At 40.8% G+C, this 26,804-nt stretch carries 30 protein-coding genes and 1 riboswitch; of the genes, 3 read left to right on the forward strand and 27 right to left on the reverse strand.

All coding sequences use genetic code 11. From position 1 onward, the window contains the following. Positions 1-12: 12 nt before the first annotated feature. From MHI33_RS12720 to MHI33_RS12745, 6 genes are all read right to left on the reverse strand, one after another. Positions 13-216 carry a DUF2768 domain-containing protein gene (locus tag MHI33_RS12720; protein ID WP_034318888.1) on the reverse strand — a complete coding sequence of 68 codons (204 nt, stop codon included), beginning with the start codon at positions 214-216 and terminating at the stop codon, positions 13-15. Positions 217-482: 266 nt separating this feature from the next. Next, positions 483-1,520 carry an NAD(P)H-dependent glycerol-3-phosphate dehydrogenase gene (locus tag MHI33_RS12725; RefSeq protein WP_340911762.1) on the reverse strand — a complete coding sequence of 346 codons (1,038 nt, stop codon included), beginning with the start codon at positions 1,518-1,520 and terminating at the stop codon, positions 483-485. 14 nt (positions 1,521-1,534) lie between these two features. Then, on the reverse strand, positions 1,535-2,845 hold the full coding sequence (gene der, locus MHI33_RS12730) for a ribosome biogenesis GTPase Der (RefSeq protein WP_003215663.1): 1,311 nt from the start codon (positions 2,843-2,845) through the stop codon (positions 1,535-1,537). A gap of 159 nt (positions 2,846-3,004) precedes the next feature. Beyond that, positions 3,005-3,199 (reverse strand): capping complex subunit for YIEGIA, encoded by a 195-nt coding sequence (locus MHI33_RS12735; protein ID WP_003215794.1) that lies wholly within the window; start codon positions 3,197-3,199, stop codon positions 3,005-3,007. A gap of 6 nt (positions 3,200-3,205) precedes the next feature. Then, complete coding sequence (locus MHI33_RS12740) at positions 3,206-4,090, reverse strand: YIEGIA family protein (RefSeq protein WP_003215905.1); 885 nt, start codon at positions 4,088-4,090, stop codon at positions 3,206-3,208. Further along, positions 4,087-4,689 (reverse strand): YphA family membrane protein, encoded by a 603-nt coding sequence (locus MHI33_RS12745; protein ID WP_340911768.1) that lies wholly within the window; start codon positions 4,687-4,689, stop codon positions 4,087-4,089. The genes MHI33_RS12740 and MHI33_RS12745 overlap by 4 nt, the downstream gene beginning before the upstream one ends. Positions 4,690-4,809: 120 nt before the next feature. On the opposite strand from MHI33_RS12745, the gene MHI33_RS12750 reads away from it, so the two are divergent. After that, positions 4,810-4,941, forward strand: a complete 132-nt coding sequence (locus MHI33_RS12750) for a YpzI family protein (RefSeq protein ID WP_003215762.1) — start codon at positions 4,810-4,812, stop codon at positions 4,939-4,941. A gap of 52 nt (positions 4,942-4,993) precedes the next feature. On the opposite strand, the gene fni is transcribed toward MHI33_RS12750, so the two are convergent. The 17 genes from fni to MHI33_RS12835 form a co-directional block, all read right to left on the reverse strand. Continuing rightward, positions 4,994-6,061 carry a type 2 isopentenyl-diphosphate Delta-isomerase gene (fni, locus tag MHI33_RS12755; protein ID WP_185108477.1) on the reverse strand — a complete coding sequence of 356 codons (1,068 nt, stop codon included), beginning with the start codon at positions 6,059-6,061 and terminating at the stop codon, positions 4,994-4,996. Positions 6,062-6,075: 14 nt separating this feature from the next. Then, positions 6,076-7,227 carry a 30S ribosomal protein S1 gene (rpsA, locus tag MHI33_RS12760; protein ID WP_003215529.1) on the reverse strand — a complete coding sequence of 384 codons (1,152 nt, stop codon included), beginning with the start codon at positions 7,225-7,227 and terminating at the stop codon, positions 6,076-6,078. Positions 7,228-7,450: 223 nt separating this feature from the next. Next, positions 7,451-8,128, reverse strand: coding sequence for a (d)CMP kinase (cmk, locus tag MHI33_RS12765; RefSeq protein WP_340911772.1), 678 nt, complete (start codon positions 8,126-8,128; stop codon positions 7,451-7,453). 71 nt (positions 8,129-8,199) lie between these two features. Next, positions 8,200-8,382, reverse strand: coding sequence for a YpfB family protein (locus MHI33_RS12770; RefSeq protein ID WP_034661090.1), 183 nt, complete (start codon positions 8,380-8,382; stop codon positions 8,200-8,202). Positions 8,383-8,445: 63 nt separating this feature from the next. Further along, on the reverse strand, positions 8,446-9,093 hold the full coding sequence (locus tag MHI33_RS12775) for a flagellar brake protein (protein ID WP_340911775.1): 648 nt from the start codon (positions 9,091-9,093) through the stop codon (positions 8,446-8,448). Between the two features lie 102 nt (positions 9,094-9,195). Then, a complete protein-coding gene (ypeB, locus tag MHI33_RS12780; RefSeq protein WP_044141095.1) occupies positions 9,196-10,545 on the reverse strand; it encodes a germination protein YpeB in 1,350 nt (449 codons plus the stop codon). Positions 10,546-10,561: 16 nt separating this feature from the next. Next, positions 10,562-11,473, reverse strand: a complete 912-nt coding sequence (sleB, locus tag MHI33_RS12785; RefSeq protein ID WP_106065510.1) for a spore cortex-lytic enzyme — start codon at positions 11,471-11,473, stop codon at positions 10,562-10,564. Between the two features lie 127 nt (positions 11,474-11,600). Beyond that, positions 11,601-12,263, reverse strand: coding sequence for a glutamic-type intramembrane protease PrsW (gene prsW, locus MHI33_RS12790; protein WP_044141093.1), 663 nt, complete (start codon positions 12,261-12,263; stop codon positions 11,601-11,603). A 133-nt stretch (positions 12,264-12,396) separates the two neighbouring features. After that, positions 12,397-13,389: a YpdA family putative bacillithiol disulfide reductase gene (locus tag MHI33_RS12795; protein ID WP_340911782.1), complete on the reverse strand. Its 993-nt coding sequence runs from the start codon at positions 13,387-13,389 to the stop codon at positions 12,397-12,399. A 124-nt stretch (positions 13,390-13,513) separates the two neighbouring features. After that, positions 13,514-14,788 (reverse strand): Glu/Leu/Phe/Val family dehydrogenase, encoded by a 1,275-nt coding sequence (locus tag MHI33_RS12800; RefSeq protein ID WP_012010406.1) that lies wholly within the window; start codon positions 14,786-14,788, stop codon positions 13,514-13,516. A 195-nt stretch (positions 14,789-14,983) separates the two neighbouring features. Next, positions 14,984-15,565, reverse strand: coding sequence for a genetic competence negative regulator (locus MHI33_RS12805; protein WP_050943836.1), 582 nt, complete (start codon positions 15,563-15,565; stop codon positions 14,984-14,986). Positions 15,566-15,730: 165 nt separating this feature from the next. After that, positions 15,731-16,519, reverse strand: a complete 789-nt coding sequence (locus MHI33_RS12810; RefSeq protein WP_340911787.1) for a metallophosphoesterase — start codon at positions 16,517-16,519, stop codon at positions 15,731-15,733. A gap of 87 nt (positions 16,520-16,606) precedes the next feature. After that, on the reverse strand, positions 16,607-17,059 hold the full coding sequence (locus MHI33_RS12815) for a DUF2663 family protein (protein WP_003215549.1): 453 nt from the start codon (positions 17,057-17,059) through the stop codon (positions 16,607-16,609). Between the two features lie 65 nt (positions 17,060-17,124). After that, positions 17,125-17,886: a LysM peptidoglycan-binding domain-containing protein gene (locus tag MHI33_RS12820; RefSeq protein WP_278175478.1), complete on the reverse strand. Its 762-nt coding sequence runs from the start codon at positions 17,884-17,886 to the stop codon at positions 17,125-17,127. Then, positions 17,831-18,472, reverse strand: a complete 642-nt coding sequence (locus tag MHI33_RS12825; protein WP_044141090.1) for a CPBP family intramembrane glutamic endopeptidase — start codon at positions 18,470-18,472, stop codon at positions 17,831-17,833. Before MHI33_RS12825 ends, MHI33_RS12820 begins: the two co-directional genes overlap by 56 nt. Continuing rightward, positions 18,469-19,977 (reverse strand): RecQ family ATP-dependent DNA helicase, encoded by a 1,509-nt coding sequence (locus tag MHI33_RS12830; RefSeq protein ID WP_283923793.1) that lies wholly within the window; start codon positions 19,975-19,977, stop codon positions 18,469-18,471. The genes MHI33_RS12825 and MHI33_RS12830 overlap by 4 nt, the downstream gene beginning before the upstream one ends. Beyond that, complete coding sequence (locus MHI33_RS12835; protein WP_278175483.1) at positions 19,970-21,022, reverse strand: helix-turn-helix domain-containing protein; 1,053 nt, start codon at positions 21,020-21,022, stop codon at positions 19,970-19,972. Before MHI33_RS12835 ends, MHI33_RS12830 begins: the two co-directional genes overlap by 8 nt. 267 nt (positions 21,023-21,289) lie before the next feature. Between MHI33_RS12835 and MHI33_RS12840 the strand changes: the two genes are divergently transcribed. Then, positions 21,290-21,538, forward strand: coding sequence for a ferredoxin (locus tag MHI33_RS12840; RefSeq protein ID WP_003215700.1), 249 nt, complete (start codon positions 21,290-21,292; stop codon positions 21,536-21,538). Between the two features lie 34 nt (positions 21,539-21,572). Here the strand turns inward: MHI33_RS12840 and MHI33_RS12845 are convergent, their stop codons facing one another. Beyond that, the gene (locus MHI33_RS12845; protein ID WP_012010414.1) at positions 21,573-22,154 is read right to left on the reverse strand and encodes an ECF transporter S component; all 582 of its coding nucleotides are present in this window, start codon (positions 22,152-22,154) and stop codon (positions 21,573-21,575) included. A gap of 144 nt (positions 22,155-22,298) precedes the next feature. Continuing rightward, positions 22,299-22,430: riboswitch (FMN riboswitch) on the reverse strand. Positions 22,431-22,717: 287 nt separating this feature from the next. Here MHI33_RS12845 and serA point away from each other — a divergent pair. Further along, on the forward strand, positions 22,718-24,292 hold the full coding sequence (gene serA, locus MHI33_RS12850) for a phosphoglycerate dehydrogenase (protein WP_044141087.1): 1,575 nt from the start codon (positions 22,718-22,720) through the stop codon (positions 24,290-24,292). A 35-nt stretch (positions 24,293-24,327) separates the two neighbouring features. Here serA and MHI33_RS12855 read toward each other — a convergent pair whose 3' ends face one another. The 3 genes from MHI33_RS12855 to sigX all read right to left on the reverse strand — a co-directional run bounded on the left by MHI33_RS12855 (position 24,328) and on the right by sigX (position 26,696). Further along, a complete protein-coding gene (locus MHI33_RS12855) occupies positions 24,328-24,972 on the reverse strand; it encodes a M23 family metallopeptidase (RefSeq protein ID WP_106067104.1) in 645 nt (214 codons plus the stop codon). A gap of 100 nt (positions 24,973-25,072) precedes the next feature. Then, on the reverse strand, positions 25,073-26,176 hold the full coding sequence (locus MHI33_RS12860) for a sigma X negative regulator (protein ID WP_065098318.1): 1,104 nt from the start codon (positions 26,174-26,176) through the stop codon (positions 25,073-25,075). Further along, on the reverse strand, positions 26,088-26,696 hold the full coding sequence (sigX, locus tag MHI33_RS12865) for an RNA polymerase sigma factor SigX (protein WP_003215976.1): 609 nt from the start codon (positions 26,694-26,696) through the stop codon (positions 26,088-26,090). The genes MHI33_RS12860 and sigX overlap by 89 nt, the downstream gene beginning before the upstream one ends. Between the last annotated feature and the right edge of the window lie 108 nt (positions 26,697-26,804).

The following is a 26,804-nucleotide window of genomic DNA, read 5'->3' on the forward strand; positions in this document are numbered from 1 at the left end:
CTTCCTTTTTCTTTATTCATTGACCGGCCCGCTAAATACAACTAAAAACACAATGATACCTGATATCAGCATCAAGCTGTATGCGACGGTCGAGGCTGTTATTTTAAGAAACCGGCTCTTCAGCTTAAATCGACTGAAATAAATGGTTACTACAGCTAAAAACATAAGCCCCATTGAACCAAGTGCAAACCACATCTTGATTAAAGCAAAACTCATCGTGCCTGTCCCCCTTTAAAACGAACAAATTGTAAGCGTTTATATTTCATTCTAAACCAAAAATAAGGTAAATATCAATCATTTTTCCAATCATTCAGAAAAAAGCACATAAAAAAACTGAAGCAAAGAGGGGGACTCTGCTTCAGTCATTAGGTCGACTATTTTTCCTCATTCTGTAGAGGCAAAGCTCTATTCAAACTTCATTGCTATGTTATGCAAGTCTTCCCCTTCTTGCATCCTCTACATGCCTAAGTTCAGTCTTCCATTTATTTTGTTTGATTCTCAAACATGTTCACAAGGTCTTCCATTTCATGTGTTTTCACACGTGCCATCAATGATTCGACCGCATCGTCGACCTTTTTCCCTTCAAACAGGACGTGGTAAAGCGCCTCTGTAATCGGCATGCTGACCTTGTATTCTTTGGAGAGCTGATAAGCGCCTTTTGTTGTACGGACGCCTTCGACAACCATCCCCATTTTTTCAAGCACTTCTTCAAGCTTATACCCTTTACCAAGCAGATTTCCGCAGCGCCAGTTACGTGAATGAACACTTGTACATGTCACGATCAAATCTCCAACGCCCGTTAAGCCGGCAAATGTCAGAGGATTCCCTCCCATTTTTGTACCGAGACGTGCGATTTCAGCGAGTCCTCTAGTGATGAGCGCCGCTTTCGCATTGTCACCATACCCAAGCCCGTCTGTGATCCCTGCCGCAAGAGCAATGATATTTTTCAGTGCGCCGCCAATTTCTACACCAATCACATCAGGGTTTGTGTATACTCTAAAGTTGTTGTTCATGAACAAATCTTGAACAAATTGAGCCGCTTCAATATTTTCTGATGAGACAGTGACAGTTGTCGGATGACGCAAGCCTACTTCCTCAGCGTGGCTCGGTCCTGATAAGACGACGACAGCTTCTCTTTTCTCACCTGGGACTTCTTGTTCAATCATTTGAGATATTCTAAGAAGTGTATCTGGTTCAATCCCTTTACTGACATGGACAAACGGCACTTTCGATGTGATCAGCTCATTTGCCTGCTTCAACACTTCACGAATGGCCTTTGTTGGCACAGCGACAATAATAGCGTCTGTGCCCTCTAACGCCTGCTTCATGTCTGTCGTCGCCTGGATAGACGCTGGCAGTGCGACATTTGGCAAGTAATCATGATTTTCATGTTTCTCATTGATTTGGTCAATGAGCTCTTGTCTATGTCCCCACATGTGTACATCATGATGATTATCAGCTAATACAAGAGCAAGAGCTGTTCCCCAGCTTCCTGCTCCAAGTACTGAAATTTTCTTCATTCTGCTCACCCTTTTTATTTTCTAGCTCTCGCAAATATTTTAATCGGTGTTCCTTCAAAACCAAACGCATCTCGAATGCGGTTTTCTAGGAAACGTTCATAGGAAAAGTGCATAAGCTCTGGATCGTTTACAAACACAACAAAGGACGGAGGCTTAATTGCCACCTGTGTCGCATAATAAATTTTCAGGCGCTGTCCATTATGAGTCGGCGTTGGATTCATGGCTACTGCATCCATGATGATATCGTTCAAAATATTCGTTTGAACGCGCATCGCATGATTTTCACTAGCTGTAATAATGGACGGCATTAACGTATGAATTCTCTTTTTCGTGAGAGCAGACATAAACAAGACAGGTGCATAATCTAAGAATTGAAAATGCTCACGAATGTTTTGCTCAAATTCCTTCATCGTACGCTCATCTTTTTCAACAGCGTCCCATTTGTTCACAACGATCACAACGGCTTTACCAGCTTCGTGTGCATAGCCTGCAATACGTTTGTCCTGTTCAATAATACCTTCTTCACCATCAAGAACAACAGCGACAACATCAGAACGATCAATGGCTTTTAATGCACGAAGCACACTGTATTTCTCTGTTGTTTCGTATACTTTTCCTTTTTTTCTCATACCTGCTGTATCAACAATGACAAAGTCACGCTGATTGTACGTAAACATCGTATCGACAGCATCTCTTGTTGTACCAGCGATGTTGCTGACAATGACGCGGTCTTCTCCGAGCATCGCATTCACTAAAGAAGATTTCCCTACATTCGGGCGACCGATTAAGCAGAACTGGACAACTTGTTCGTCATACTGCGTATCTGGTAAGTTCTTAAAGTGTTCTGCAACTGCATCAAGTAGATCACCAAGACCTAATCCGTGCGTTCCAGAAATCGGATATGGCTCGCCAAACCCTAGTGCATAAAAGTCATACACGTCACTTCTCATTTCAGGGTTGTCCAGTTTATTGACAGCAAGTACAACTGGCTTTTTCGTGCGATATAAAATTTTTGCGACTTCTTCATCCGCAGATGTCACACCGTCTCGGCCATTCACCATAAAGATGATGACATCCGCTTCATCCATTGCGATTTCTGCCTGATGGCGAATTTGCGCTAAAAATGGCTCATCTCCAATATCAATTCCACCAGTATCTATTAAGTTAAAGTCATAATTTAACCATTCAGCAGAGCTATAAATTCGATCTCTTGTTACACCAGGTGTGTCTTCTACAATCGATATTCTTTCGCCTGCGATTCGATTAAAAATTGTAGATTTTCCAACGTTGGGCCTTCCAACAATGGCTACGACAGGTTTACCCATAGTACCCTTCCTTTCAATCCAGCCGCGATTCAATATGTTCATCATCATGTTTCAACCGGGATTTAAAATTTTCATTCAGTTTTATGAAATAAACCCTTCAAACATGAAGGGTTCAACTTATATATTATATCAATTTTTAATCAGACCACAATGAATAACTTAAAAATGTTTGACAATCAAGTAAAGATCTTCTCCAATTCCGTGTGCAATTCCATCTAAAATGGCCTCTAAATTCATGGCGTACATGTCGAGTTCTTCTTTATTTTCACAGAAAAAAACGGCTGTACCGCCCATGACCCGCTCTTTATTTGTTGTAGCCACAGCGAGTATAAATTGTTCAATGGTGTTCGCCATGCCCTATTACCTCACTTTCTTTTTTATGAACTCTGTCGGCATTCTGATGGCATTTTCTAAAATGGGTACTTCTTCTAATACACGGACAGCCAAATCTTCACGATACCATTGCGGTAAAATGAACACACCAAGTGTGCCGTTATTCAAATCACGCTTTGCGAGCGGACAGAGGGATGGTTCACCAGAGTCGCGATACACACCAAGTACATTGGATAAATCAAATAAAATGGCTTGCCGCTGCCCAAGGTTGGCAATCGTTGTGGCTGCGTTGAAATTTTTCGGTGTCAAAATAAAGCCCATCCCATGCTCTAATATGAGCTTTTGCTTTTCGGGCAATCCGATATTCATGATGTAAATATCGTTCACATAAAGCCCTGCCCCATCAAAGCGAAGCTCTCCTTTTTGTATGTTGACGATATCCTTTAATTGGCTGCCAGACATTAATAGCTTTGCCAAGAAAAAACAAAGAATACCGACCACTGTCCCAATAACGAGCGAGAAGAAAATACAAGCTGTGGTCGTAATCAGTGCCGTGAGAATCGCAATATAATTTCGGCTTTCAAAGGCAATGGCAATACCTTCTATATATGTACTGCCTCTTGAGACTAGCTCATATGAATCCATTTGAGTTAACGTATTTCTTTCCATATTGCGGACATCTCTGAATTGCGTGGCTGCCAGCGTGAGAAAGGTAATCGCCGTAAATTCCTCCTGAATGAGTGCTGGCATAATGATCGCACCAAGTCCTGAAGCGATAAAACCAAGCGCAATGTGAATCACTTGTCCATGAATATATGTAGGGTATTGCCGGTAATCTGTTCTTAACATATAAAGCCTGGCCGCCATCCCAAAGATGACACCAATAATCACAGGAAACGTATAATCCGTCATGTTGATTTTGCAGCCCCTTTTACTGGTTTTCTAGATGAACGGGCGTTCAAGAGCTTTTCAAGCTGATCGACACCTAATAGGAAGATAAACCCTTGAACAACAAGGGACAGAAAAGAGAGATCTCCTATGACAATCGATGATGTCAGGCGGTGAATCGTGAGCGCATAAAGGGCTTCGCCAAGACATACAGACATCATCCATAAGGTGACTCGTTCTGTAAAATGATATCCATATGTCAAAGACATCAAGATCAGCAAGGCAAATACGACCCAATCCACTTTTATTAGCGTGAACCAAACCGGGTCATATAATGCAAAAATCATAAAAAAGGCATATGCGCTTACCATAGAACCTAATTGTATGATTCTCATTATTCGATGACCAGAGCGGAATAGAGCGAAACCCGCACATGCATATAAAAAGGTCATCAAGTATCCTGCATTTAGGCTCATATTAAATATGGATATCATGAAATGACTACATATAATATGGACAAGGACAAAGACGCCTAGTACATTGCGCCATGAGCTTTTTTCCATAATAAATGTCACGATAATCCAAACGAACCATATGGACCAATAATAGTACAAAGCCTCCAACGTCTCATCACCTCAATTACATTATGGGAAAATCCCCAATTTTTAAACGTAAGGGATCACTTTGGGCATTGTATGAAATAAACAAGAGGTGACACCCTAATGGTTGAGGAGGGATGTATGATGGGAAAAGATAGACAGGAAAAACGTTTAAAGGCATCAAAAAGAGTGGAATCTGACCGTGATCAATCCATTCATTATAAAGGGGCAACAGCATTAGAAGGTCCAGATAGCGCGCGAAAAAGAAATCAATAAAAAAAGCATGTGATAACCACATGCCTTAGATGTTTAAGGGCTAAACTTGCTTTTAGTCCTTTTTCTTATTTGATCTTAAACTATAGTACGTTGTGTCGATGCCTCTTTCTTTGAGCCAATGACTTGTTGCATCTGAAATGACAAGTTGGGTTTGTCTCAGTTCTTCAATGGTCTTCACGCCAAGGACTGTCATCATCATCTTCACATCTTCTTGAAGATCTATAACATCCGCGATGAGACCGCTCTCCCCTCCGTCAGTCAGTGATTTTAAGAAAAAGCCAGCTAGACCAGCAGCGGATGCGCCAAGAGCAATTGATTTTGTTACATCAAGGGCGTCTTGTATACCTCCGGAGGCTAAAACCGTTTGATCTGGAAAACTTGTATGTACTTCAGCAAGACTCGCTGCAGTTGGAATCCCCCATTGATCAAAATAATGAAGTGCTTTTTGACGTCGAAGATTTTCGATCTTAGAAAAGTTCGTACCACCAAATCCGCCTACATCAACGGCCGCAACCCCAGCATGAAATAACTTTTTGGCCGTTTCCTTGCTCATGCCAAATCCAACTTCTTTTACGACAACAGGCACACCAACTGATTCATTGATGGCTGTGATGCGCTCAAGTGCCCCCCTGAAATCACGGTCTCCTTCAGGCATGACAATCTCTTGAATCACATTTAAATGAATCTGGAGCATATTGGCCTCCAGCATCTCAACGGCTTCCTTCGCTTGCTTCATCGTTGCCTCACTGCCTAAGTTCGCAAAGACAATTCCATCTGGATTAACTTTACGAACAACTTCATACGTACGTCTTTCTTCTTTATCTTTCAGTGCAGCCATTTGTGATCCAACTGCCACCGGAATATTGGTTTCCTTCGCTGCGATCGATAAAGAGCGATTAATCTCATAGGTCGATTTTCCGCCCCCGCCAGTCATTGCATTGATAAAAATTGGCGAACCGAAAGTCAGTCCGCCAATTGTTGTATGTGTATCAATTTGTGATGTCGCAAGATCTGGTAAACTGGCGTGAACGAAGGAAACATCTTTTAAACCCGTTGCTGCATGCTGTCCAGTGGACAAGGCATGTTCAATATGCTGTTTCTTTCTTTCTGCTCGCGTCAATTTTGATCACCAAATTATTTTAATTTATTGAGCTTATCTCCGATCAGGTCACCAAGCTGGAATCCACTTGTGTTTTCTTCTTTCGCCTGATATTGACGATAATTCTCTTCGATTTGTTTTTCGGGATTTTCTTCTAAATCACGGATGCTTAGTGAAATGCGCTCTTCATCTTCATTCACATCAAGCACTTTTACTTTCACAGTCTGCCCTTCTTCAAGGACTTCATGCGGGGTACCGATATGTTTATGAGAGATTTGGGAAATATGCACAAGTCCTTCGACGCCTGGCAGAATTTCAACAAATGCACCAAAGCTCACAAGACGTTGAACAGTTCCTTCAAGCACATCACCTTGTTTTACCTTTTCACCAATCTGGCTCCAAGGTCCTGGTAATGTTTCTTTAATAGATAGTGAGATACGCTCGTTATCACGATCAACAGCAAGTACTTTGACCTGGACTTCCTGGCCTTCTTCCACTACGTCAGATGGCTTTTCAACATGCGCATGGGATAGTTGAGAAATGTGAACCAATCCATCAATGCCGCCAATGTCTACAAATGCACCAAAATCAGTAAGGCGCTGCACTTTACCATCAATCACACTGCCTACCTCAAGCTTTTGCAGGAAATCTTGCTTTTTGTCTAATTGCTCTTGCTCCACTACTGCACGGTGCGAGAGAATCACACGATTTTTTTCGCGGTCAAGTTCGACCACGACAAGTGAGAGTGTTTTACCTTTGTAGTCTGAAAAGTCCTCAACATAGTGCGCTTCTACAAGAGATGCAGGAATAAATCCACGCACACCAATATCTACGACAAGACCACCTTTTACAACGTCTTTTACTTCAGCTTCAAATACTTCTTTTGTTTCAAACTTTTTCTCTAGGTCTTCCCAAGCGCGGTCTGCATCAACAGCACGTTTCGATAAAATCAAAGCATCGTCTTCGACTTTTGTTACTTTAAGCTCTAATTCGTCGCCATCTTTCACGACATCTGATGCTTTTTCAACGTGAAGACTTGATAATTCACTGATTGGGATGATCCCAGGCTGTTTCACATTGACGATATCTACATTGACATGCTTGTCCTCAACTTTAGAAACAATCCCTTTCACTACATCTCCAACCTCTGGTACCTGAACATCGATTTGATTCATTTCCTCTGTCATTTCGATAACCTCCTTGGTCCAAACCTACACAGCTTAGTTAAAACGACTGGGTGAATATGTGTCTTAAGCATGATGATTACCAGCCGAGTATGTATTATAGAAACATTCAAATCAACAGAATTGCTTGAATGATCAATAAAAATAGTATTAGTATAAACTTCTAATAAAAGACCTTGTTTGTCAAGAGATAAACCTCTAACTTATAAAAGTTTTCTAAAATTTCTTACTGTTTCTCCACGCGGTCTGCTGCATCTAAAATTTTACCTGCTACCTCTTGAATGGAAAGAGAAGTGGTGTCAATTTCAATGGCGTCATCCGCTTTCTTTAGCGGCGAAACTTCGCGCTCAGAGTCAAGCTTGTCACGTCTTGCAATCTCTTCGATCAGCTGATCGTAATTGACATCGTAGCCTTTTTTCTGATTCTCTTCAAAGCGGCGTTTTGCTCTTTCTTCTACAGATGCAAGCAAGAAAATTTTCACTTCGGCATCTGGAAGAACGTGCGTACCTATGTCTCTTCCGTCCATCACGACACCGCCTTTTTTACCAAGCTCTTGCTGCCTGCGGACCATTTCTTCCCGAACAGCTCTGTGCTTTGCGACAACCGATACTTGATTGCTCACGCGATCAGTGCGAATCTCCTCTGTCACATCGGTATTGTCTAGATGAACTTTTTGACCCTCGTCTGTTGAGACAAGTTCAATCACCGTTTTTTTCAGTAATGCATCAAGTGCTTGCTCGTCTTCAAGATCTACACCATGATGAAGTGCCGCAAGCGTAATCGCGCGGTACATGGCACCTGTATCGATATAAATATATGTTTTTTTTGCTGCGACAATTTTTGCCACAGTGCTTTTTCCTGCTGCAGCAGGACCGTCAATTGCGATAGATAATTTCTTTTTCATAATACCTCTCCTTGATTGAATCTCCCTTATAAATTGTAACACGATCACCGGTCAAACGGGGGAATTTTCTATCAATCCTTCTGCTTAAACGTCTCGATCCAATCTTCAATGCTCATGTTATTTACACCCTCGTATTGCACGACTTTTGACAAAAATAGTTCTCCTTTCGTCAAATGAAGTGTGATCTGAACGGCTAATAATAAGACAAGCTGAATGAGCACCGCTTTCAATAACCATCTTTCCATTGTCTTCATACAAAAAGCCTCCACGCTAGATTCTATCACCTCTAGTATGGAAGCTTTTAACATCCTTTATTCTTATGCTTTTTTTACACGTGTTAAAAGCTGCTGCTGGAAGCAGTACTTCATAATGTGCTGCTGCTGATCATTTGTGATCTCAGAAAACTCCATGATCGCTCTTGTTTTGCCAGTCTGCTCATCTTGATAAACTCGGCTCATCTCTGCAACCGCTTTAATTTTAACAGGCTCTTTCAGCGGAAGTTCAAACTCTGTGATCACTTCTCCGTATTCTTTCAATGAGACACCTTCAGGAACAGCAATTGCTAAGCCGCCAGCACTCATATTGACAATAAACGTGTCAAAGGATTCTTCACCTGTTTGCGTGATCGCGGCCTTGACCATTGTATCGACTCTCAGGTATTCTCTACGCTGAAGCCGAATCATTTCTTCTTTTGGCGGAATGGAAATGACGATCATCGGAATATCTTCTTTCCTCTTGCCAATGACTTCGCTTGTGCATTTGTATGGAATTTGATTTTCATCGAAAAAGAAAACGGTGATTTCTGTTTGCTGGTTTAAATAGATCGTGCGTCCCGTTTCTTTATCAGCTGGATAATTAATGCAAATATCATCGTTATTATTTTCCAAAACTTTCGATTTTGCAGTTTTCACTTCTTTGTTCTCATTGACATATTCAATTGTGATTGCATCCCCTATTTGTAACATTCCTCATCACTCTTTTCATCTGTGAAATCATATCCTCTCCTATATTAAACCATGTATAAAACAAAAGGAAAAGGCTTATTCGCCTTTTCCTCGCTTCCTTTTCTATAGGTCTTTATATATAGGTTCTGCGTTTTTTAGTTTATCTACTCGTTCTTCTTTTCCAGTATCCGCATTAATGAACATTCGGTACGTATCATTTTTTATCGTTCCAAGGAACTCATAGCATAAAACTTCCTCTGACATATCGTTTTGAACAATCGCTACATGAGTATCTTCGATTTTCACATGCTGATTGAGCGTTTTCTTCGCTTCTTTTTGCGAGATTTTAGGTGCTTTGATGTCTCTTGTTTTATGATTCGTTAAATAGTCTTTCGCTGAAAATCCAACCACTTCACCATCGTCTAATGCGACCTTCATGCGTATACTATCTGGATAAAGCAGTACATTTTTTTGAAGAGGTACATAGGTAAATACACCGATATTATCAAATTGCGCACTTTCATCTAAATGGAATGACTCTGCATCAAATCCTTGCTTCTTTAAGAAGCTGAGTGCTTTTTCTGATGCTTGATTTAAACTGATTTTCTGTTTTTTCACGTCTCGATTTTGAAGAAGGTAGACTGGATGTCCTCCTTTTTCAGTTAAGTCTAAATAGAAATTCGCTTTACTATCAGGATCTGACATCGATAAGCTGTACACATCTCGATTGGTTTTGCTTCCGCTTTTTCTCACCTTAAAATGTTGATTATGATCAGGTGCGAATTGCTGGGCAATGCGTATCGCTTCTTTCTTTGAAATCTTTTTACCCTTTAAATGATTGTAGCCGCGTGTTTCTGCTTCTGTCGACACATTTGTCGGTCCGAGATCGACATCTGCAAATGCATCTGCATTTCTCTCGACTGTTTTCAACCCGTCAATGATGGTGTTATCATTCTTTCGGTCACCATCAGCAAGTGCCATTTCAACATCCATCCATTTTAAATTTTTGTTGAGGACGAGATGCTGCACTTGTCTCAGTTCGTTTTGGATATCAGATGCTTGTTGATATAAGGACGAAATGGTTTTGTGCGTATTTTTGTTTAATGGTTCATCTGATAAGGATTTGACTGATGATTTGTAGCTAAAGTCTCCGACATTCGCCAAAAATTCTTCCGTTTTGTTAAAAGGCATTAATGTGAGCGGAAGCTGACTCACATTGTTATGTGCTTCTGATGACATTCTCCATACATCTGCAAGTGCTGGTGAAATCGACGATTGGCTGTTCATCGCAAGCGTTGCCCCAAGTTTGTCGTGCAGCTGATCCACTTGGTACGTTAAATCGTGGAAGGCCCTCTGATAGTTGTTCTCTGCGTGCAGCAGCACTGCGTCTTTTTCTTGATGCTCTTTATAGCCCCAATAACCTGTTGAGATGACAGCAATTCCTAAAATGGCAATCAATATTCCTCTGATCATTTATTTACACCTCTTTCTATTCGCAGAAAATATGTTTCCCGATTCGTTTAATTTGTGGTCTTCCCCAAATCCATGGACTTGTTGCTGTATCAGGATTAAAGTAATAGACGGCGCTCTCAGACGGGTCCCAGCCGTTAATGGCATCAAACACAGCCTTTTTTGCAGTTTCATTTGGTGACATATAAAATTGACCATCCGCCACAGCTGTAAACGCAAGCGGTTCAAAAATAACTCCTGCGATTGTATTTGGAAAAGTCGAGTTGTTCAAACGGTTTAAGATGACGGCAGCGATCGCCACCTGTCCTTCATACGGCTCACCTCTTGCTTCACTATAAACCGCTTGTGATAAGAGCTGAATATCATTACTAGAAAAACCACCTGGCATGTTGGCTGCCGTTTGTTTCGGTGTTTGATTTGCTTGCTGATTACCTGACTGTTTCGCAGACTTTCCAGATGCTCCGCTTTGGCTTTTTTGATTCTCTTTTGCACCTTGAGCAGTCTTTTTTTGTGAGCTTCTTTTCGCAGGAGCTTTTGTTTGCTGATCAAGAGGTTTCCCGCCATAATGGGTAAACTCATTCCCCTTTTGCAGCTGCTGCTGAACAAAGTCTTTATAGTATTTTGTCTTTTGAACTAATAGGCTTTTTGTTTGTTTACCTACAAGTCCGTCGACCTTTTTTACACCATATTGGCTTTGAAAGTTGCGAACGGCCCAGTATGTTCCCCAGCCATATACACCATCAATTTTGCCATTGTAAAAGCCATTGTATTGGAGCCGTGCTTGCAACTCGACTACATCTTCTCCTGTCGCACCACGCTGGATGACTTGACTGGTGAAGGCTTCACTTTTTTCAGTTGTCATCAGTGAGGTTGCGAGTAGAACGATTGAGAAGATAAGGACGATTTGTTTCATGAAACGAGCTTTGTCCATATTTGATCCTCCTGTACTTTTGATGTTTGAATATATATTTCTTCCAATCCCTATTTTTATACATTCATCACAGGAGAGAAATGGATGAAAAGACAAAAAAACGCCCTATCAACTGATAAGACGTTTTCTACATTAAATTTTGCACCATTTTCACTGAACGAGCTTTTTTTGCTTTTCGCAGGCCAAACCACCACAAAAAAATCATGAATGGCAGCATGATATATCCCCAATTTTTCATTCCTAACAATATGAAATCATATAGGCCGTGAAAAAGCACAGGAAGCGTTAAAGAAAGGATCAGCCATTTGCGCTGCTCCTTTTTATCAGAGAAGCGGGCTTTGCCGATATAAAATCCCATCACAACACCGAATAAAGCATGACTTGAGACGGGTAATAAAGCACGGGTGAATGCATATTCAACTCCGTGACCGACCAAATAAAGAATATTTTCAAGTGTTGCGAAACCAAGTGAGACACTGGTTCCATATACAATTCCATCATAGTGTTCGTCAAATTGGGCATGCGCATAGACGCTGACCATTAAAATAAACCATTTTAAAGATTCCTCTAAGAAGCCCGACGTCACAAATGAAATCAAGATAGGGTTCGTTGTGATATGCTCCTCTTGAAGGACATATTGAATAAACATGGTTGGAAACACAAGTATAACACCTAGCATAAAAGATCTGATGACCATGTGTACCGGCTCATTGTCGTACTGATCTTTCAAATAAAAATAACTTAAAAGTGCGATGCCGGGAGCTAAACCTGCTGAGATGATTGCGATCATAACCAGACCTCTTTCCCTACATTATCCTTCATTATCGTACCATGATTTACCCTTTTTTTATATGACTCGAGCCCATTTTTATGAAAATTACTTTCTATATAATCCCATTTTATATCAAAAAGAACCGAATCCCTTAGAAGGATCCAGTTCTTTTTTTATCGTTCATTCTTTTGTTGATTTCTTCTGCAATTAGCCCCCCATGAAATCTCCCGTTTTCAATGAAAATTTCATTGGCATTATTTCCAGCTGCAATCACTCCTGCGATGAAAATACCTTCTACGTTTGTCTCCATCGTCTGTTCATCAAATGCTGGTCGGCCTGATTCTTGATCAATTGTCACACCCATTTTTTCTAAGAAAGAATGATCTGGATGATAGCCTGTCATGGCAAAAACATAATCACTTTTCACTCGCTCCGTTTGCTCTTGTTGGTTAGTAAAAATCACTTCTTCTTCTGTAATTTCCTTCACCTGCGCTCCAAACTCCATTCGAATCGTTCCATTCCGCACAAGTGCTTCAAACTCTGGCAAAATCCAAGGTTTGATGCTAGATGAATATTCAGTTCCTCGATAAAGTACAGTGACTCTACTTCCGCATTTCACAAGTTCTAGCGCAGCATCGACACTTGAGTTTTTCCCGCCGATCACCGTTACATCTTTATCAAAGTATGGGTGTCCTTCTTTAAAATAATGATACACATGTGGAAGGTCTTCCCCTTTGACATTCATATAGTTTGGATGGTCATAGTAGCCAGTAGCAATCACGACATAATCACATACATAGTCGTCTTTTGATGTGCTCACGGTAAAATGACCGTCTTTTTTCGTCACAGCGTTCACTTTTTCAAAGGCATGTACACGCAGGCTTTTTCGTCTGACTACTTCTCGATAATAAGAAAGTGCCTGGATACGAACAGGCTTGCGATTTTCAGTAATAAACGCGACATCACCAATCTCAAGCTTTTCACTTGAACTGAAAAAGGTTTGATGTGTTGGGTAATGATAAATACTGTTGACGACATTCCCCTTTTCAATGACAAGTGCATCAATTCCAATTTGCTTGAATGCGATGGCAGCTGATAACCCGCATGGGCCGCCTCCTATTATGATCGCTTTTTCTTGTTTCATTTGTTCCACTCCTGTCGTTTCAATGCAATAACAATTGCTAGCTGTTTCATGAGTTGTTCCATTCCATAAAAAAAATCTCCTATTTAAGGATAGGAGATTTTAAGGCACGATGCAAATGAGCCGCTTAAATCCAGCCTCTGAATCGAGAAGCTTCAGCCATTTTACGTACGCCGACCATATATGCTGCAAGACGCATATCGATGCGGCGATTTTGCGCCATTTCATAAATATTATTAAATGATTTCACCATCATATCTTCTAAACGAGTTTCGACTTCCTCTTCAGTCCAGTAGAACCCTTGGTTATTCTGCACCCATTCAAAGTAAGAAACCGTTACACCACCCGCACTCGCAAGTACGTCTGGGACAAGCAGTACTCCACGATCTGAAAGAATTTTTGTTCCTTCAAGTGTCGTTGGACCATTCGCTGCTTCTACGACAATTTTAGCTTTAATGTTTGCCGCATTATCTTCAGTGATTTGGTTCTCAATGGCTGCAGGTACTAAGATATCACAATCGAGCTCAAGCAGCTCTTGGTTTGTGATGGTATCGTTAAATAATTTAGTAACCGTTCCAAAGCTGTCACGTCTGTCAAGCAAGTAGTCAATATCAAGACCATCTTCATCGTATAACCCGCCGTAAGCATCTGAAATCCCTACGATTTTCGCTCCGGCATCATACATGAATTTAGCCAAGTAGCTTCCTGCATTTCCGAATCCCTGTACGACAACACGTGCCCCGCTAATGTCAATTCCTTTTTTCTTCGCCGCTTCTTTGATGCAGATCGTCACACCTTTTGCTGTTGCAGTATCACGTCCGTGTGATCCTCCAAGAACAATTGGTTTTCCGGTAATAAATCCTGGCGAGTTAAATTCATCCATTCTAGAATATTCGTCCATCATCCATGCCATAATTTGAGAGTTTGTAAACACATCTGGTGCTGGTACATCTTTCGTTGGACCAACGATTTGACTGATTGCGCGAACATAGCCGCGGCTCAGTTTTTCAAGCTCTCTAAATGACATTTCTCTTGGATCACAGATAATACCGCCTTTTCCTCCGCCATAAGGAAGATCCACAATACCACATTTTAAACTCATCCAAATTGAAAGCGCTTTTACTTCTTTTTCAGTAACGTTCGGGTGGAAACGAATACCGCCTTTTGTCGGTCCGACAGCATCATTGTGCTGCGCGCGGTAACCAGTGAAAATTTTCACTGATCCATCATCCATTCGTACTGGAATTTTCACAGTTAATAGACGAATTGGCTCCTTCAGCAATTCATACACTTCTTGCGGATACCCTAATTTGTCTAGCGCTTTATGTATGACGGTTTGAGTTGACTTTAAAACATCTAGCTTATCTTCTGCGTTATGAGCGGCGTTTTGATCGGCTGCCATTAAAATAAACCCCCTAGAAATCTTTCATGATCTACTGCTCCCTTTCAAGCAATAGTATACACCTTCGTACTGGTAAAGCAAAGGTAAAAAACGTTTTTTATCAAAATAAAATATCAGCGTTTATAAATATAAAAAGGATATAAAAAAATACTGTTGTTTCATCACAACAGTATTAAATATAATAGAAAAAAGTGATTAAAAATACATTTGAATCGTTTTCACTGCATCATCTTGCATGATCACTTTTCCGTATTCTTTTAGCCGATGAATCGTTAATGTCGTAGGTGAACCGAACTCCGCTAAAATGGAAATAACCGTATCAGCAGACAGTTCTTCAAAATCATCTAGGCTGAGAAAATATTGACCTTCATAATGGTAAACTGTACCCCCTAAAAGTCCAATACGACTTAAACTATGGGACAGTTGAATCACATCTTCAAACGAGGCAAATTGATAGAGCACATGATTACTCTCGTCGAGCTTGACTTGCATCTCAATGTAATCTTCATCAAACTCATCATCATCAGCATCATCCTGCTGACTCTTTGTGACAATGACGACCATCCCCTGCGCCTGAAGTGAAAATACTTCAACAGCAATCGGTCCACTCGCTTCAAAACCGAGCTCCTGATTCGCTTCGTTCATCATGTCTTTAAACAGCTGATGGACTTTGAACGAATCTTTCCAAAGGTCTTCTTTCGTAAGACCCCGGTCTGTCAGGTCATCTAGTGTGAGAAAAATTTTGATTTTATTATAATTCAGACGCTCCAGTCGCATAACGTTCCCTCCTGCCTCTTCTAAACACACATCATACTGTAGTATATGAGATGATGAGTCATAGGTTCTTAATTTTGTATTCAGTTTACACTGTGTCAAGACGGAAGACAAGCATGAAGCTATGCTTACGGTGACTTTTATGGAAAATATTGAGGGCGCAGCAAGTCATCGCGTTTTGACAGGCATTAAATAGAGCAGATGCGTTTCCGGTTCTGCCCCGAGACGCATTGGAATCTTTGTTGTTCCATAGCCATTACTAATGAGAAAAAATGCGCCTTTGACCTGACCTGTTCTTCCTTTTTCATATGGACCAAATTTCCCAATTCGAATCTGACCTCCATGCGTATGACCGCTCAGAACAAGGTCGATCCCCTCATCTTCACTCATTAAATGATGTACATCTGGGTTGTGTGATAAGAGAATATTTACGTCATCTTTCACAAACTCAGGTCGTATCGCTTCATAATCCGCCTTTTCAAGCCGAATATCATCGATGCCTCCAATTTTGATTGACTGGCCTTCGAAATCCCACACAGCTGTTTCATTTTGCAGAGTCGTCACATCGTAAGCATGAAGAATCTCTTTAAGCTTTTGCTGGTGCAGCTCGTGATCATTATTTCCCCAAACAAAATAAACGGGCGCAATTCTTGATAAACGTTTCACATTTTCTTCAATTCTGGCGTAGGGTACACCTTTTTCTGCTAAGTCCCCGCCTATCATAATGACATCCGGTTTTTCTTGTGTGACCTCAGCTAATAATGAGTCACTAATCAGCCGCCGGTGTGTATCAGAAATAAAGAAAATCACTGCTGGTCGATCTGATTGAAGTGCTTCTATTGTAAAGTAATGCTTTTTGATGTTGTTTTGTTTTGCCGTTTTCACCATTTTTGCCGTTACACACACACCTGTTGTAACAGCCGCAATGGCGGCAGTAAATCCGATGGCATATTTCATCATAAATGGCTCCCTTGCATATGTGTCGTTCATAAGACGCTTGAATGAAAAAAGACGTTTCAACTATTAAAACGTCTTTTTACACATTTATTTACTTTCATAATAGAGATTAATGTCATATTGCTGCTGCATATAGCGAAAAACCGCTTCACGCTCTTTCCACTGGTCTGATTGCGGCCATAAGTCTGTGCTTTTTTGTATAATCTCACATCTGAGGCGATGATATTCATCCTCAGCCTTTTCTTCTTTTTTCTTATAATAATAAGAAGCATAAAAAGCAAACACCTCAGCCATTATCCAAAATAGAAAGACCTCATGACCGAGCAGTGTTGCAATCATCGCTTCTGGCTGAAGAGAGCCTCCCTTATTTGCCGTTATCACAAAATAAAACAAAAGAATCGCCAGCGACAAAAGGGCTGTCCATTGCCACCTTTTACACTGCTTGGCAAAGCCCTCATATTTGTGCTTTCTTTTGATCAACGTTTCCATCATTTTCTGTGTCGGCTGATCCATATAGCGGCTGATTGCGTGCAAAGTCATCACATACACCCTGTCCCTTTTTTTCTACATATGTATGTGCTTTTTCATTCGTTCATGTCAGGTAATTAGTTTTCCAATGGAATGTTGAGTACTTGACCACTGTATACACTGTTCCCATTTAAATGATTATAAGCTTTTATTTTCTCTTCACCCGATCGGCTTTTGTAATATTTCATCGAGATTCGATACAGGTTTTCCTCTGGTCCAACAGTATGCTGCACGACACGAACTGGCTTTTCTTCCTGATTCTTTTTCTCTTCGGCTTCTTTTCGTTTTTTCTCTTCTTGCTGTTTTTGGAGGGCTAGCTGCTGCTGTTCACGCTTTTTCGCAGCTGCGGCTTTTTCACGCTCTTGTTTCTCTTTAGCAGCTTTTTCTTTTTTCTTCTGCTCTGCTTTTTCTTTTGATCGCTTCTTTTCTTTTTCTTCATCTTTCTTTTTCTTCTCTTCATCAGACGCATCCGCTTTATCAGCGTTTGCGTCATTTTTTGTTTCGGCTAGTGCTGACGGAACTGGGTCTGTGTCAGCACTTGAGGTTTTATCAATGTATACACCCTGATTGTTATTATCGTTAATTTCCTTTGAAGTGTAGTAGATCAATAGAAAGAAAACAGTGATGACGATGATAGGAAAGATAATAGCCAATGTCGTAAACAAAGGATTGCGCACTTTTTTCGTACGCTGCTTCTTATATTCATGAAAGTCTTCTCGCGTAGGAAAGTGAGAGTCATCAGAAGGATGTACTTTTTCTTCAAGAATTTCCTCTACATTGTCGTCATGGTTGTTTGTCAGCTGCTCCTTCTTTCTCTGCATTCTCGACATTTCTTCCATGTTCATCCCTCCCCTTATATTTCAAACGAATTTGACAAGCAAAGACTAAGTCAATGACAAAATGTGTCATGACAGGAACAAATAAATTCCCCGTCCACTCGTATAAAAGTCCTAAAAAAATACTAATGGAAACCACGAGGATAAACAAGAGTATTTTTGATAAATAGCGAAAGTGAAGAAGCGCAAACACGATGCTGGCAATCTCAAGCCCAAATTGCTGTTGAACAATTCCGCGAAATAGTATTTCCTCTGAAAAGGCAATGAGTAGTGCTAACCAAACAATATGCGGGATGCTTCGGTTTTTGAACATCTTTTCATTTAAACCGCCATCATCATACATATGAGCGGGAAACACCTTCATGACAATTGCATCTATAATAATGACGAGCAATGCACCGCCAATTCCATATGTTAGAATGCGCATATCCTGAATCTGCCAAAGGGCTGTAAAATCCGTCCATTGATCGAACATAAATATGCCTAGTAAAAAAGAAACGATAAGCATGAGCAGCTGCGTGAAATACAGCTGTTCTACGACTTGTCGATCGGTTAATTTTTCAATGATTCGGCGATGTTGTTCAATCAATGCTGCGCCTCTTTTGTCAGATGAAACATGTGATCCAGCACAGTCTTCCAGTGTTTCATTTCATTCAGCTCCAATGATTGTTCTTTTTTTTCATAATCAGACAGGTTCAGTCCGCAAGAAGAGCAGCAATCATCAGAGGACGCGCGCTCTGTTTGATCAAGCTGTTCGTGAAAGTATGATAACAGAGATTGTCTAAAGCAGTCATGATCCATGACCCGCTCTTTAAATTGCCACACTTTTCTCAGCTTTTCTGTTTGCCTGTCCTGCAATTTTTCTTTTAGATTCATCAGAATTGCCGGGCGCTGTTCGGACTCATGCATCATGTAATAGTGCGTCAGCATTCTTGCACGCGTCTCCTGAAGCCCTGTTTCCATCAATCGTGCACGTAATTTTTTTTCATCATTTGTCTGCATTTGAGTCAGTTGTGCTAAATAGAAATCAATTTCTGGTTCGTCAAATCCTTCTGTTTGGATCAAGTGTTGCTGAATATCTGCATCCTCTTCTGTATATAAAAGAATGCTCACACTATTTTTCCCGTCCCTTCCCGCTCTTCCAATCTCTTGCATAAATGCTTCAATCGATTGCGGAGGGCTCATATGAATGACAAATCGGATATTTGCTTTATCAATTCCCATGCCAAAAGCACTCGTACAGCAAATGAGATCAAGCTGACCGCTGATAAATTGCTGCTGAATGAGCATACGGTCTCCTGCATCCATTCCGCCATGATAAAACTCAACACGCTGATTGGTTTTTTGTTTCATACAGAGAGCAAGCTCTTCTGTCATTTGCCGGGTCGGGCAATAAATAATGCCTGGTCCTTGCAGGAAATCCGCAAGCTCAATAGCCCGTTTCTCTTTTGCTTCTTTCGTTTCGTGCATTTCTTTGACTAAGGCAATGTTCGGGCGGTTGACGGAATGTATATGAAAGTCTGGATGCTGCAATCTTAGCGTTTGCACAGTATCTTTTAGCGTTTGTTTCGTTGCTGTAGCTGTAAGAGCTAAAGCCACAGGATGACCTAACGCTTCTCTCCATTCTCCAAGCTTCGAATATTCAGGACGGAAATCATGCCCCCATTCTGATATACAATGCGCTTCATCGACGACAAACAGACCAATACGCATCGATTTGAGCTGTTCTAGCAGCAATTCTGACATTAATGCCTCAGGTGCGACGAATAGAAATTTATATGATGGCAAATGCCGAATGATATGTCGCCTCTCCTGAAAAGACAATGTGCTATTAAGCGCCGCTACTCGTTTTTCTCCGCGCATTTTCATTCGTTCTACTTGGTCCTCCATAAGCGATAAAAGCGGCGAAATAATCAGAACCAACCCGTCTGTCATATAACCGGGAATTTGATAGCAAAGCGACTTTCCTCCACCAGTAGGCAGCATGGCAACCGTATCTTTTTGATGCAGTACACTTCGAATAATGTCCTCTTGACCTGCTTTAAATGTGTCGTGGCCAAAGTATCGCATGAGCGTCTGATGAAGCTTATCCATTTGCTTTCACCATCCTTGTCAGTGCCAATCGTATTTGAAAATAAGTAAATGGATGCTCGAGCTTTTCTTTAATCAGCTTCATTTTATTTGTTTGCAACTCTCTGGCTACAGCAAGGATCTCCCGCTGCTCTTTTATACTCACATAGGGATCTATTGAAAAGCTTGGCTCATGTATCGACAGCTCCACGATATGATCTTCAATCGTTGCCTTTTTTAATGAACGAATGTGAGCAATTTGTTCAATATCAAATCCTTTTTGGACAAGCTCAAGTGTTTTGTGAGTAGAAGTTGTTAACACGCGTTTAAATTCAAGGTCACCTACGAGCTGCTGCAAAATCGGCGCCTCACCTTTTTGGGCAGATTGAATAAAATAATGGAGTACATTCCAAAAAAGCAAGTACACATACCACACATCTTCTTTCATCCACTCCGCCATTTGCTGATACGTACGCCCGATTCGTTCATTTGAGGTCAATGAGTAAACAAAAATCAGTGCCTCGTGATCACTTAGGCTCATTAGGAGTTTTTCTAGTTCATGATGCAGCTCTTCTGAAAGCTTGCTTTTCTGCTGATGCTGTTTCAAAAAAGATTTCGTCCAGCTTTGAACCGAGACATCTCTTTGTATTGGAACATATTGATGTGATCCAGCCATATGGTGAGAAAGCACTTGTACAAGTAAAGAGAGCCTCATCCATAGCATCTTTGCTTTATCATGATATTTTGCACCATGAAAATATGCAGGCATCGGTTTTTCAGAAAAATGTTGGTGTAGCATTCGCTGCCCTGCTTCAGTGATACTCAGTGTCTCATCGGTTTTTCTAATATAGTGCTTCTCTTCAAGCTTTAAAGCAGAACGATTCAGCTGATCTCTCGTAAATCCCGGGTAACAGCCGAAGTACCTGGAAAGCTCAAACAAGCTGGCATCCTGTATGGTTTGAGATGATTTTTTTCCTTTAAAAAGATGGTAGACAGCACTAATGGAGCGTTCGCCGTTCAATTTATATACGCTGTCCATTAACATGACATCCAAATAATGAAGAGTCATTCATCAAAGCACCTGTCTTCCTGACAAAATTCGAATATTTTCTCCCTTTATTTTAACAGATTTCATACAAGAAGAAATGTTTAAACTCAATTTATAGGGGAAAGTTATGAACAAACCCTTATGTGATAAGCATTCTCAATCACTTTACAGTTGAAATGTGAATTTAAAATCATTACAATAAGGTTTGAGGAAATTGTTTTTTATCGGTGAAACTAAAAAAGTTAAACCATGTGTTCCATCGAACTATTTGGGAGGTATTTTTTTAACATGGCAAAATATACAATTGTAGACAAAGACACATGTATTGCTTGCGGCGCATGCGGTGCAGCTGCTCCAGACATTTATGATTATGATGATGAAGGCATTGCATTTGTTACGCTTGACGACAACCAAGGGACTGTAGAAGTTCCAGAAGTACTTGAAGAAGATATGCTTGATGCATTTGAAGGATGTCCAACTGACTCAATCAAAGTTGCGGACGAATCTTTCGAGGGTGATCCACTTAAGCATGAATAGTATAAAAGCCCCTTAAGCAGGGGCTTTTTTTATATTAACTATTTTGAAGTCGGCGTTTATTTTCAAACCATGGACGCATTTTCACAAAAATGAAGCTAAATACGATGGTAATGATGATTCCTTTAATAAAGTTAAAAGGTAAAATCCCTGCTGTAATGGTCGTCTTGAGCGCATGATCTGATAGCTCAGGTGCGTTTAAAAACCATGTGTAAGCTGGCAGGAATAAGAAGTAATTTAAAATACTCATCATCACAGTCATAAGTAATGTACCCATGATCATTGACCAAGCCATTCCTTTTGCTGATTTAATTTTTTTGAACATAAAGGCGACTGGTAAGATGAATAGTGTGCCTGCAATGAAGTTCGCGACTTGCCCAACTGGAACGCCGGACATACTGCCTTGAATGAGATAATGCAGAACATTTTTTAATGCCTCAACGGCAATTCCTGCACCTGGCCCATAAATTAAAATCGCAATAATCGCTGGGATATCGCTGAAATCAATTTTCAAATACGCTGGAAGCCCTGGGAAAGGGAAATCCAATAAAATTAACACAAACGAAATACTGCTAAGCATACTGGTGACGACTAAACGTTTTACTTTACTTTGATTCAATATTCTCTCTCCTTTTCGATCAAATCTTTCGAAAAGAGGATTGTTCAATTTCAGCCACAAAAAAACCGCTCATGAAAACAGGAGCGGGGAATTTAGGCTAGACAAATAAACGTGTGAAAAACCAAGTTTTCAACGTTTACGAACCTCCATCTTCTCCCATCCAGACTATACTGTCGGCTTCGGAATCACACCGAATCCTGCCAAAAAAGGCTCGCGGGCTTAGAGACTATGCTCATCACCGCCGGTAGGGAATCGCACCCTGCCCCGAAGATTGATCATTATTCAATTCGACATCATTATATATGATATATGAGCATTTGTACAGATAAAAATCCTGAGCAATTTCATCAGTTTTAAGAAAACGTAAAAAACGTAAAAATTATAATGACAAATACGAAAAAATTGGTTATCTTTTGTTTAAAGGTGTCCATTCTTTATAAAGACACCAAGAAATGTTCGTGTTTTCTTTTTCGCTTTACTGCTTTAATTTGATTGACACAGTGAAAAGGAATATGGTAAATTATCAGATATTTATGACGTTTATTTTAGGAGGAAATCTTACGATGTTTCGAGTATTAGTCTCAGATAAGATGAGCAATGATGGTCTTTTACCACTTTTAGAATCAGATTTTGTTGAAATTGTCCAAAAAAATGTAACAGAAGCAGAAGATGAATTACACACATTTGATGCCTTACTTGTCAGAAGTGCTACGAAAGTGACCAAAGAGCTTTATGAAAAAATGACTTCATTAAAAATTGTCGGCCGTGCCGGTGTGGGAGTAGACAATATTGATATTGATGAAGCAACCAAGCATGGCGTCATTGTGATCAATGCACCAAACGGTAATACGATCTCCACAGCTGAGCATACATTTGCGATGATCTCTTCACTCATGCGTCATATTCCACAAGCCAACATTTCTGTGAAATCAAAAGAATGGAACAGAGGTGCCTATGTTGGTGCAGAGCTTTATGGAAAATCTCTTGGGATTGTTGGACTTGGCAGAATCGGAAGCGAAATTGCCCAGCGTGCAAGAGCATTTGGCATGACAGTCAACGTATTTGACCCGTTTCTGACAAAGGAACGCGCAGAAAAAATCGGTGTCAACGCCAAATCACTTGATGAAGTACTCGAAGTATCAGATATTATCACTGTACATACCCCGTTAACAAAAGAAACAAGAGGACTTCTCAATAAAGAAACAATTGCAAAAACGAAAAAAGGCGTTCGCCTAGTGAACTGTGCACGCGGTGGTATTATTGACGAGCGCGACCTTCTTGAAGCGCTTGAAAGCGGCCATGTTGCAGGAGCTGCACTCGATGTATTTGAAGTAGAACCTCCTACTGATAATCCGCTTGTAGACCATCCGCTCGTCATTGCGACTCCGCATCTTGGCGCATCGACGAAGGAAGCACAATTAAATGTGGCGGCGCAAGTATCTGAAGAAGTACTTCAATTTGCAAAAGGACTCCCTGTTATGTCATCTATTAATCTACCAGCGATGACAAAAGACGAGTTCAAAAAAATTCAGCCTTATCATCAGTTTGCAGGGAAGCTCGGACGTCTTGTCTCTCAATCAATGAGAGAACCGGTAAAAGAAGTAGGCATCTCTTACGAAGGCTCTATTTCAAAACTCGAAACATCCTTTATTACAAAAAGTCTTCTGTCAGGCTTTTTAAAAGAGCGTGTTGATTCGACTGTAAATGAAGTCAATGCTGGAATGGTGGCAAAAGAACGCGGCATTAGCTTTAGTGAAAAGATTTCTTCTAGCGAATCTGGTTACGAAAACAGCATTTCTATTGAAGTCAAAGGCGACCTTTCAACCTTTACTCTAAAAGCAACCTATATCCCGCATTTAGGAGAACGCGTTGTTTCCATTAATGGATTTAATATTGATTTTTATCCAGATGGACACCTTGTCTACATCCAGCATACTGATGCACCTGGTGTAATTGGAAAGGTTGGACAAATTTTAGGCGATCATGATGTTAACATTGCGACAATGCAGGTAGGACGTAAAGAAAAAGGCGGCGAAGCCATTATGATGCTTTCTTTCGACAAGCATCTCGAGGACGAAATTGTTAAAGAATTAACCGAAGTGCAAGATATACTTTCTGTCCGTCTGATCGACCTATAAAAAATCATGATAAACCTCATGCACATGCATGAGGTTTATTTTTTTGAAACCATTAAACGATCTCCCGTTCGGATGAGATGAGTGGTCAGCTCATTCATCTGCTTCAATTGTTCCACAGTCATCTCATGCGCCTTTGCAATCGACCAAAGGGTATCTCCTTGTTTAATGAGATATGTATTGTTCTCTTGTCCGTTTACATGTAGAGCCGGCTCTTGGAAGCGATCCACTGCAATGATTGTGAGTGGATCTACCGCATCTTCTTTGCTGACTGACCAATGACCCCTGTGCACCTCAAAATGCAAATGAGTGCCTCTAGACGCCCCTGTGTTGCCGATAATGCCGATCGGCTGTCCTGCTTCTACATGGTCATCCTTTTTAACAAAACGCTCGTGTAAATGTGCATAGACGGTTTCATATCCATTTGGATGCTGAATAAACACAACCTCGCCATATGTAGCAGATACATACGAACGCGAGACCACACCTTCACTTGCAGCAAAGATGGATTCTCCTTCTGGCGCAGCTATATCTAATCCCTTGTGCGAGCCGCCTCTTGTCCCAAACAAATCTGTGACTTCTCCTTTTATCGGCTCCACCCATTCGCTTGTTTCCTGTGCATGAGCAACAGGCGAAAAGACCATCAAAAAACAGCTGGCACATATGAAGCAATACCTTTTCATCAGTGACTCCCCTTCTTTGAGGTTCTTTTTATGACAGCTTAGTATACAGCAAGGAAGCTATTTTCTATACATCAAAAAAGAACGCAATTTCTCGCGTCCTTTAACGGTCTTTTATGACAACTGGATTCGGCAGAGCCGGCACCTCTATCGGTTCTTCTAATTCATACGGACCAACTTGATCTGTTCCCGCCTGTTGAATGGTGACCTCTGTAAAACCAAAATCTTTCGCTGAGAGCAGCAGACCTTCAATAAGTAAAATATGATCATTTGAGTCCGATAATTGCGCTGATGCTCCAAACGTAATGGTCACATGTTTTCCTTTAGACGTCACTTCTTTAATCGGTTCGTCTTTAATTAGTGGATCAAGTCCTGCATCGCTTGTACGCTTCATAGCTTCTACCGCATCTTCATACGATGAATAGTGCGTTTTTGAAGGCACCAAAAAAGTCCCGCTCTTATTCTCTAAAACATAATAAGCGTGTTTTGTTTGTTTTTCAATCGATATTGTTCCAATGCGTCCATTTGCTCCTAATTGAAGGTGAGACCCTTTGGCTGTCTTGACTTGCACCTGCTTATACCTGCTCCATTTTAGCGTTTCTTTTACCATATCTTTAAACCGGTTGGCTTCTTTTAACGTATCAAGGGACAAATCACTTTTTAATTGAAAAATAAGTGTATCTCCTTTTTCGCGAAGGTCCACCATATCCATATAAGATTGAAGAGGTTTTGTCATTTCAGGCAGCTGCACCTGCTCATATGTGTTCACCATATCCTGCAAATGATCATACTCATCCTCTTTTTCAATGCTAATTGGAACCACTTGAGAGGTTGATTCATCTATGTATGCGATGGTCATATACTTTTGCTGCTGCTTACGAGACACAACGTGTGAGGGCCCATCTGTCTGTTTGACCGCCTCTAATGTGGCGTTCACCTGACTTTTGTCAGCACTTGAATCCATTTTCATTTGCTGATCTTGAGCAGCCGGCTGAAATAAATGAGGAGAAATTAAAAACGCCATAAATAAAACCACAACGGTTGCGACCGCTGGACCGATCCATTTGGCACTTTTCTTTTTCTGCCCGCTTGCCATCAGCATCTGCTGGTATATCTGCTTAGATGAACGGTTGTCCTCCACCTTTGGAAGCTGACTTAGTAACACCTTGATTCGTTCTTCGCTCCAATCGGACCTGTTCGTTTTCATTCACTAGCTCCTCCTTCAAAAGCTCCATATGTTTTCGGAGCACTTTCAGGCCTCGGTGCTGCGTTGTTTTGACTTTGCTTTCCGAGAACTTTAGCGCCTTTGCCGTCTCCATGATTGAGTAGCCCTGGATAAATCTTAAAATGATGACAGCTCGTTGATCAATCGTGCACTGATCAAGTGCGGCATAGATTTCTTTTACATTTTCATCTTGTACAGCCAGTTCGTCTGGGAGCAAGTCTGGGTCCTTAACATCCTGCTTATCCCAATCAAACGTGCCGAGTACCCGTTGTCTAATGGTTTGCTGTTTGCGAAACCAATCAATTGCCACATGCCTTGCAATTGAAAACAGCCATGTTTTCTCGCTGCTTCTTCCTTCAAAAGTTTTATATGAGTGAAGTACCCGGATGTAAACCTCCTGAACGAGATCCTCTGCCTGATTTTTATCTTTAACCATATAAAATAAAAACTGGTACAAATCTTGATGGTACGAATCATATATTTTTTGAAAGGTTTCATGCATAGGAAACCCCTCCGTTCACTTATTTTTGTCGAGTGACTCTTACAAAACGTTACATTACAACTTTATGACAAATATATTACAAGTTCGACAATTTGGGAAGGGCTTTTT

The sequence above is a fragment of the Bacillus sp. FSL K6-2971 genome (assembly GCF_038006405.1).
Lineage (GTDB): Bacteria > Bacillota > Bacilli > Bacillales > Bacillaceae > Bacillus > Bacillus pumilus.

Coding starts and splice junctions, on each gene's coding strand:
- MHI33_RS12775 (WP_340911775.1), bottom strand. CDS start 9,093: ATGTTACAAATAGGGGATGCAATCACAATTGAATATGTCAATGAGAAC.
- MHI33_RS12840 (WP_003215700.1), top strand. CDS start 21,290: ATGGCAAAATATACAATTGTAGACAAAGACACATGTATTGCTTGCGGC.
- MHI33_RS12720 (WP_034318888.1), bottom strand. CDS start 216: ATGAGTTTTGCTTTAATCAAGATGTGGTTTGCACTTGGTTCAATGGGG.
- MHI33_RS12860 (WP_065098318.1), bottom strand. CDS start 26,176: ATGAAAACGAACAGGTCCGATTGGAGCGAAGAACGAATCAAGGTGTTA.
- MHI33_RS12740 (WP_003215905.1), bottom strand. CDS start 4,090: ATGACGGATTATACGTTTCCTGTGATTATTGGTGTCATCTTTGGGATG.
- MHI33_RS12725 (WP_340911762.1), bottom strand. CDS start 1,520: ATGAAGAAAATTTCAGTACTTGGAGCAGGAAGCTGGGGAACAGCTCTT.
- prsW (WP_044141093.1), bottom strand. CDS start 12,263: ATGATCGCAATCATCTCAGCAGGTTTAGCTCCCGGCATCGCACTTTTA.
- MHI33_RS12770 (WP_034661090.1), bottom strand. CDS start 8,382: ATGAAGACAATGGAAAGATGGTTATTGAAAGCGGTGCTCATTCAGCTT.
- MHI33_RS12810 (WP_340911787.1), bottom strand. CDS start 16,519: ATGAAATATGCCATCGGATTTACTGCCGCCATTGCGGCTGTTACAACA.
- sigX (WP_003215976.1), bottom strand. CDS start 26,696: ATGCATGAAACCTTTCAAAAAATATATGATTCGTACCATCAAGATTTG.
- MHI33_RS12815 (WP_003215549.1), bottom strand. CDS start 17,059: ATGACTTTGCACGCAATCAGCCGCTATATGGATCAGCCGACACAGAAA.
- sleB (WP_106065510.1), bottom strand. CDS start 11,473: ATGGACAAAGCTCGTTTCATGAAACAAATCGTCCTTATCTTCTCAATC.
- MHI33_RS12800 (WP_012010406.1), bottom strand. CDS start 14,788: ATGGCAGCCGATCAAAACGCCGCTCATAACGCAGAAGATAAGCTAGAT.
- MHI33_RS12795 (WP_340911782.1), bottom strand. CDS start 13,389: ATGAAACAAGAAAAAGCGATCATAATAGGAGGCGGCCCATGCGGGTTA.
- MHI33_RS12750 (WP_003215762.1), top strand. CDS start 4,810: ATGGGAAAAGATAGACAGGAAAAACGTTTAAAGGCATCAAAAAGAGTG.
- MHI33_RS12805 (WP_050943836.1), bottom strand. CDS start 15,565: ATGCGACTGGAGCGTCTGAATTATAATAAAATCAAAATTTTTCTCACA.
- ypeB (WP_044141095.1), bottom strand. CDS start 10,545: ATGATCAGAGGAATATTGATTGCCATTTTAGGAATTGCTGTCATCTCA.
- MHI33_RS12820 (WP_278175478.1), bottom strand. CDS start 17,886: ATGGAAGAAATGTCGAGAATGCAGAGAAAGAAGGAGCAGCTGACAAAC.
- MHI33_RS12830 (WP_283923793.1), bottom strand. CDS start 19,977: ATGGATAAGCTTCATCAGACGCTCATGCGATACTTTGGCCACGACACA.
- rpsA (WP_003215529.1), bottom strand. CDS start 7,227: ATGACAGAGGAAATGAATCAAATCGATGTTCAGGTACCAGAGGTTGGA.
- der (WP_003215663.1), bottom strand. CDS start 2,845: ATGGGTAAACCTGTCGTAGCCATTGTTGGAAGGCCCAACGTTGGAAAA.
- MHI33_RS12835 (WP_278175483.1), bottom strand. CDS start 21,022: ATGACTCTTCATTATTTGGATGTCATGTTAATGGACAGCGTATATAAA.
- serA (WP_044141087.1), top strand. CDS start 22,718: ATGTTTCGAGTATTAGTCTCAGATAAGATGAGCAATGATGGTCTTTTA.
- cmk (WP_340911772.1), bottom strand. CDS start 8,128: ATGAAAAAGAAATTATCTATCGCAATTGACGGTCCTGCTGCAGCAGGA.
- MHI33_RS12735 (WP_003215794.1), bottom strand. CDS start 3,199: ATGGCGAACACCATTGAACAATTTATACTCGCTGTGGCTACAACAAAT.
- MHI33_RS12855 (WP_106067104.1), bottom strand. CDS start 24,972: ATGAAAAGGTATTGCTTCATATGTGCCAGCTGTTTTTTGATGGTCTTT.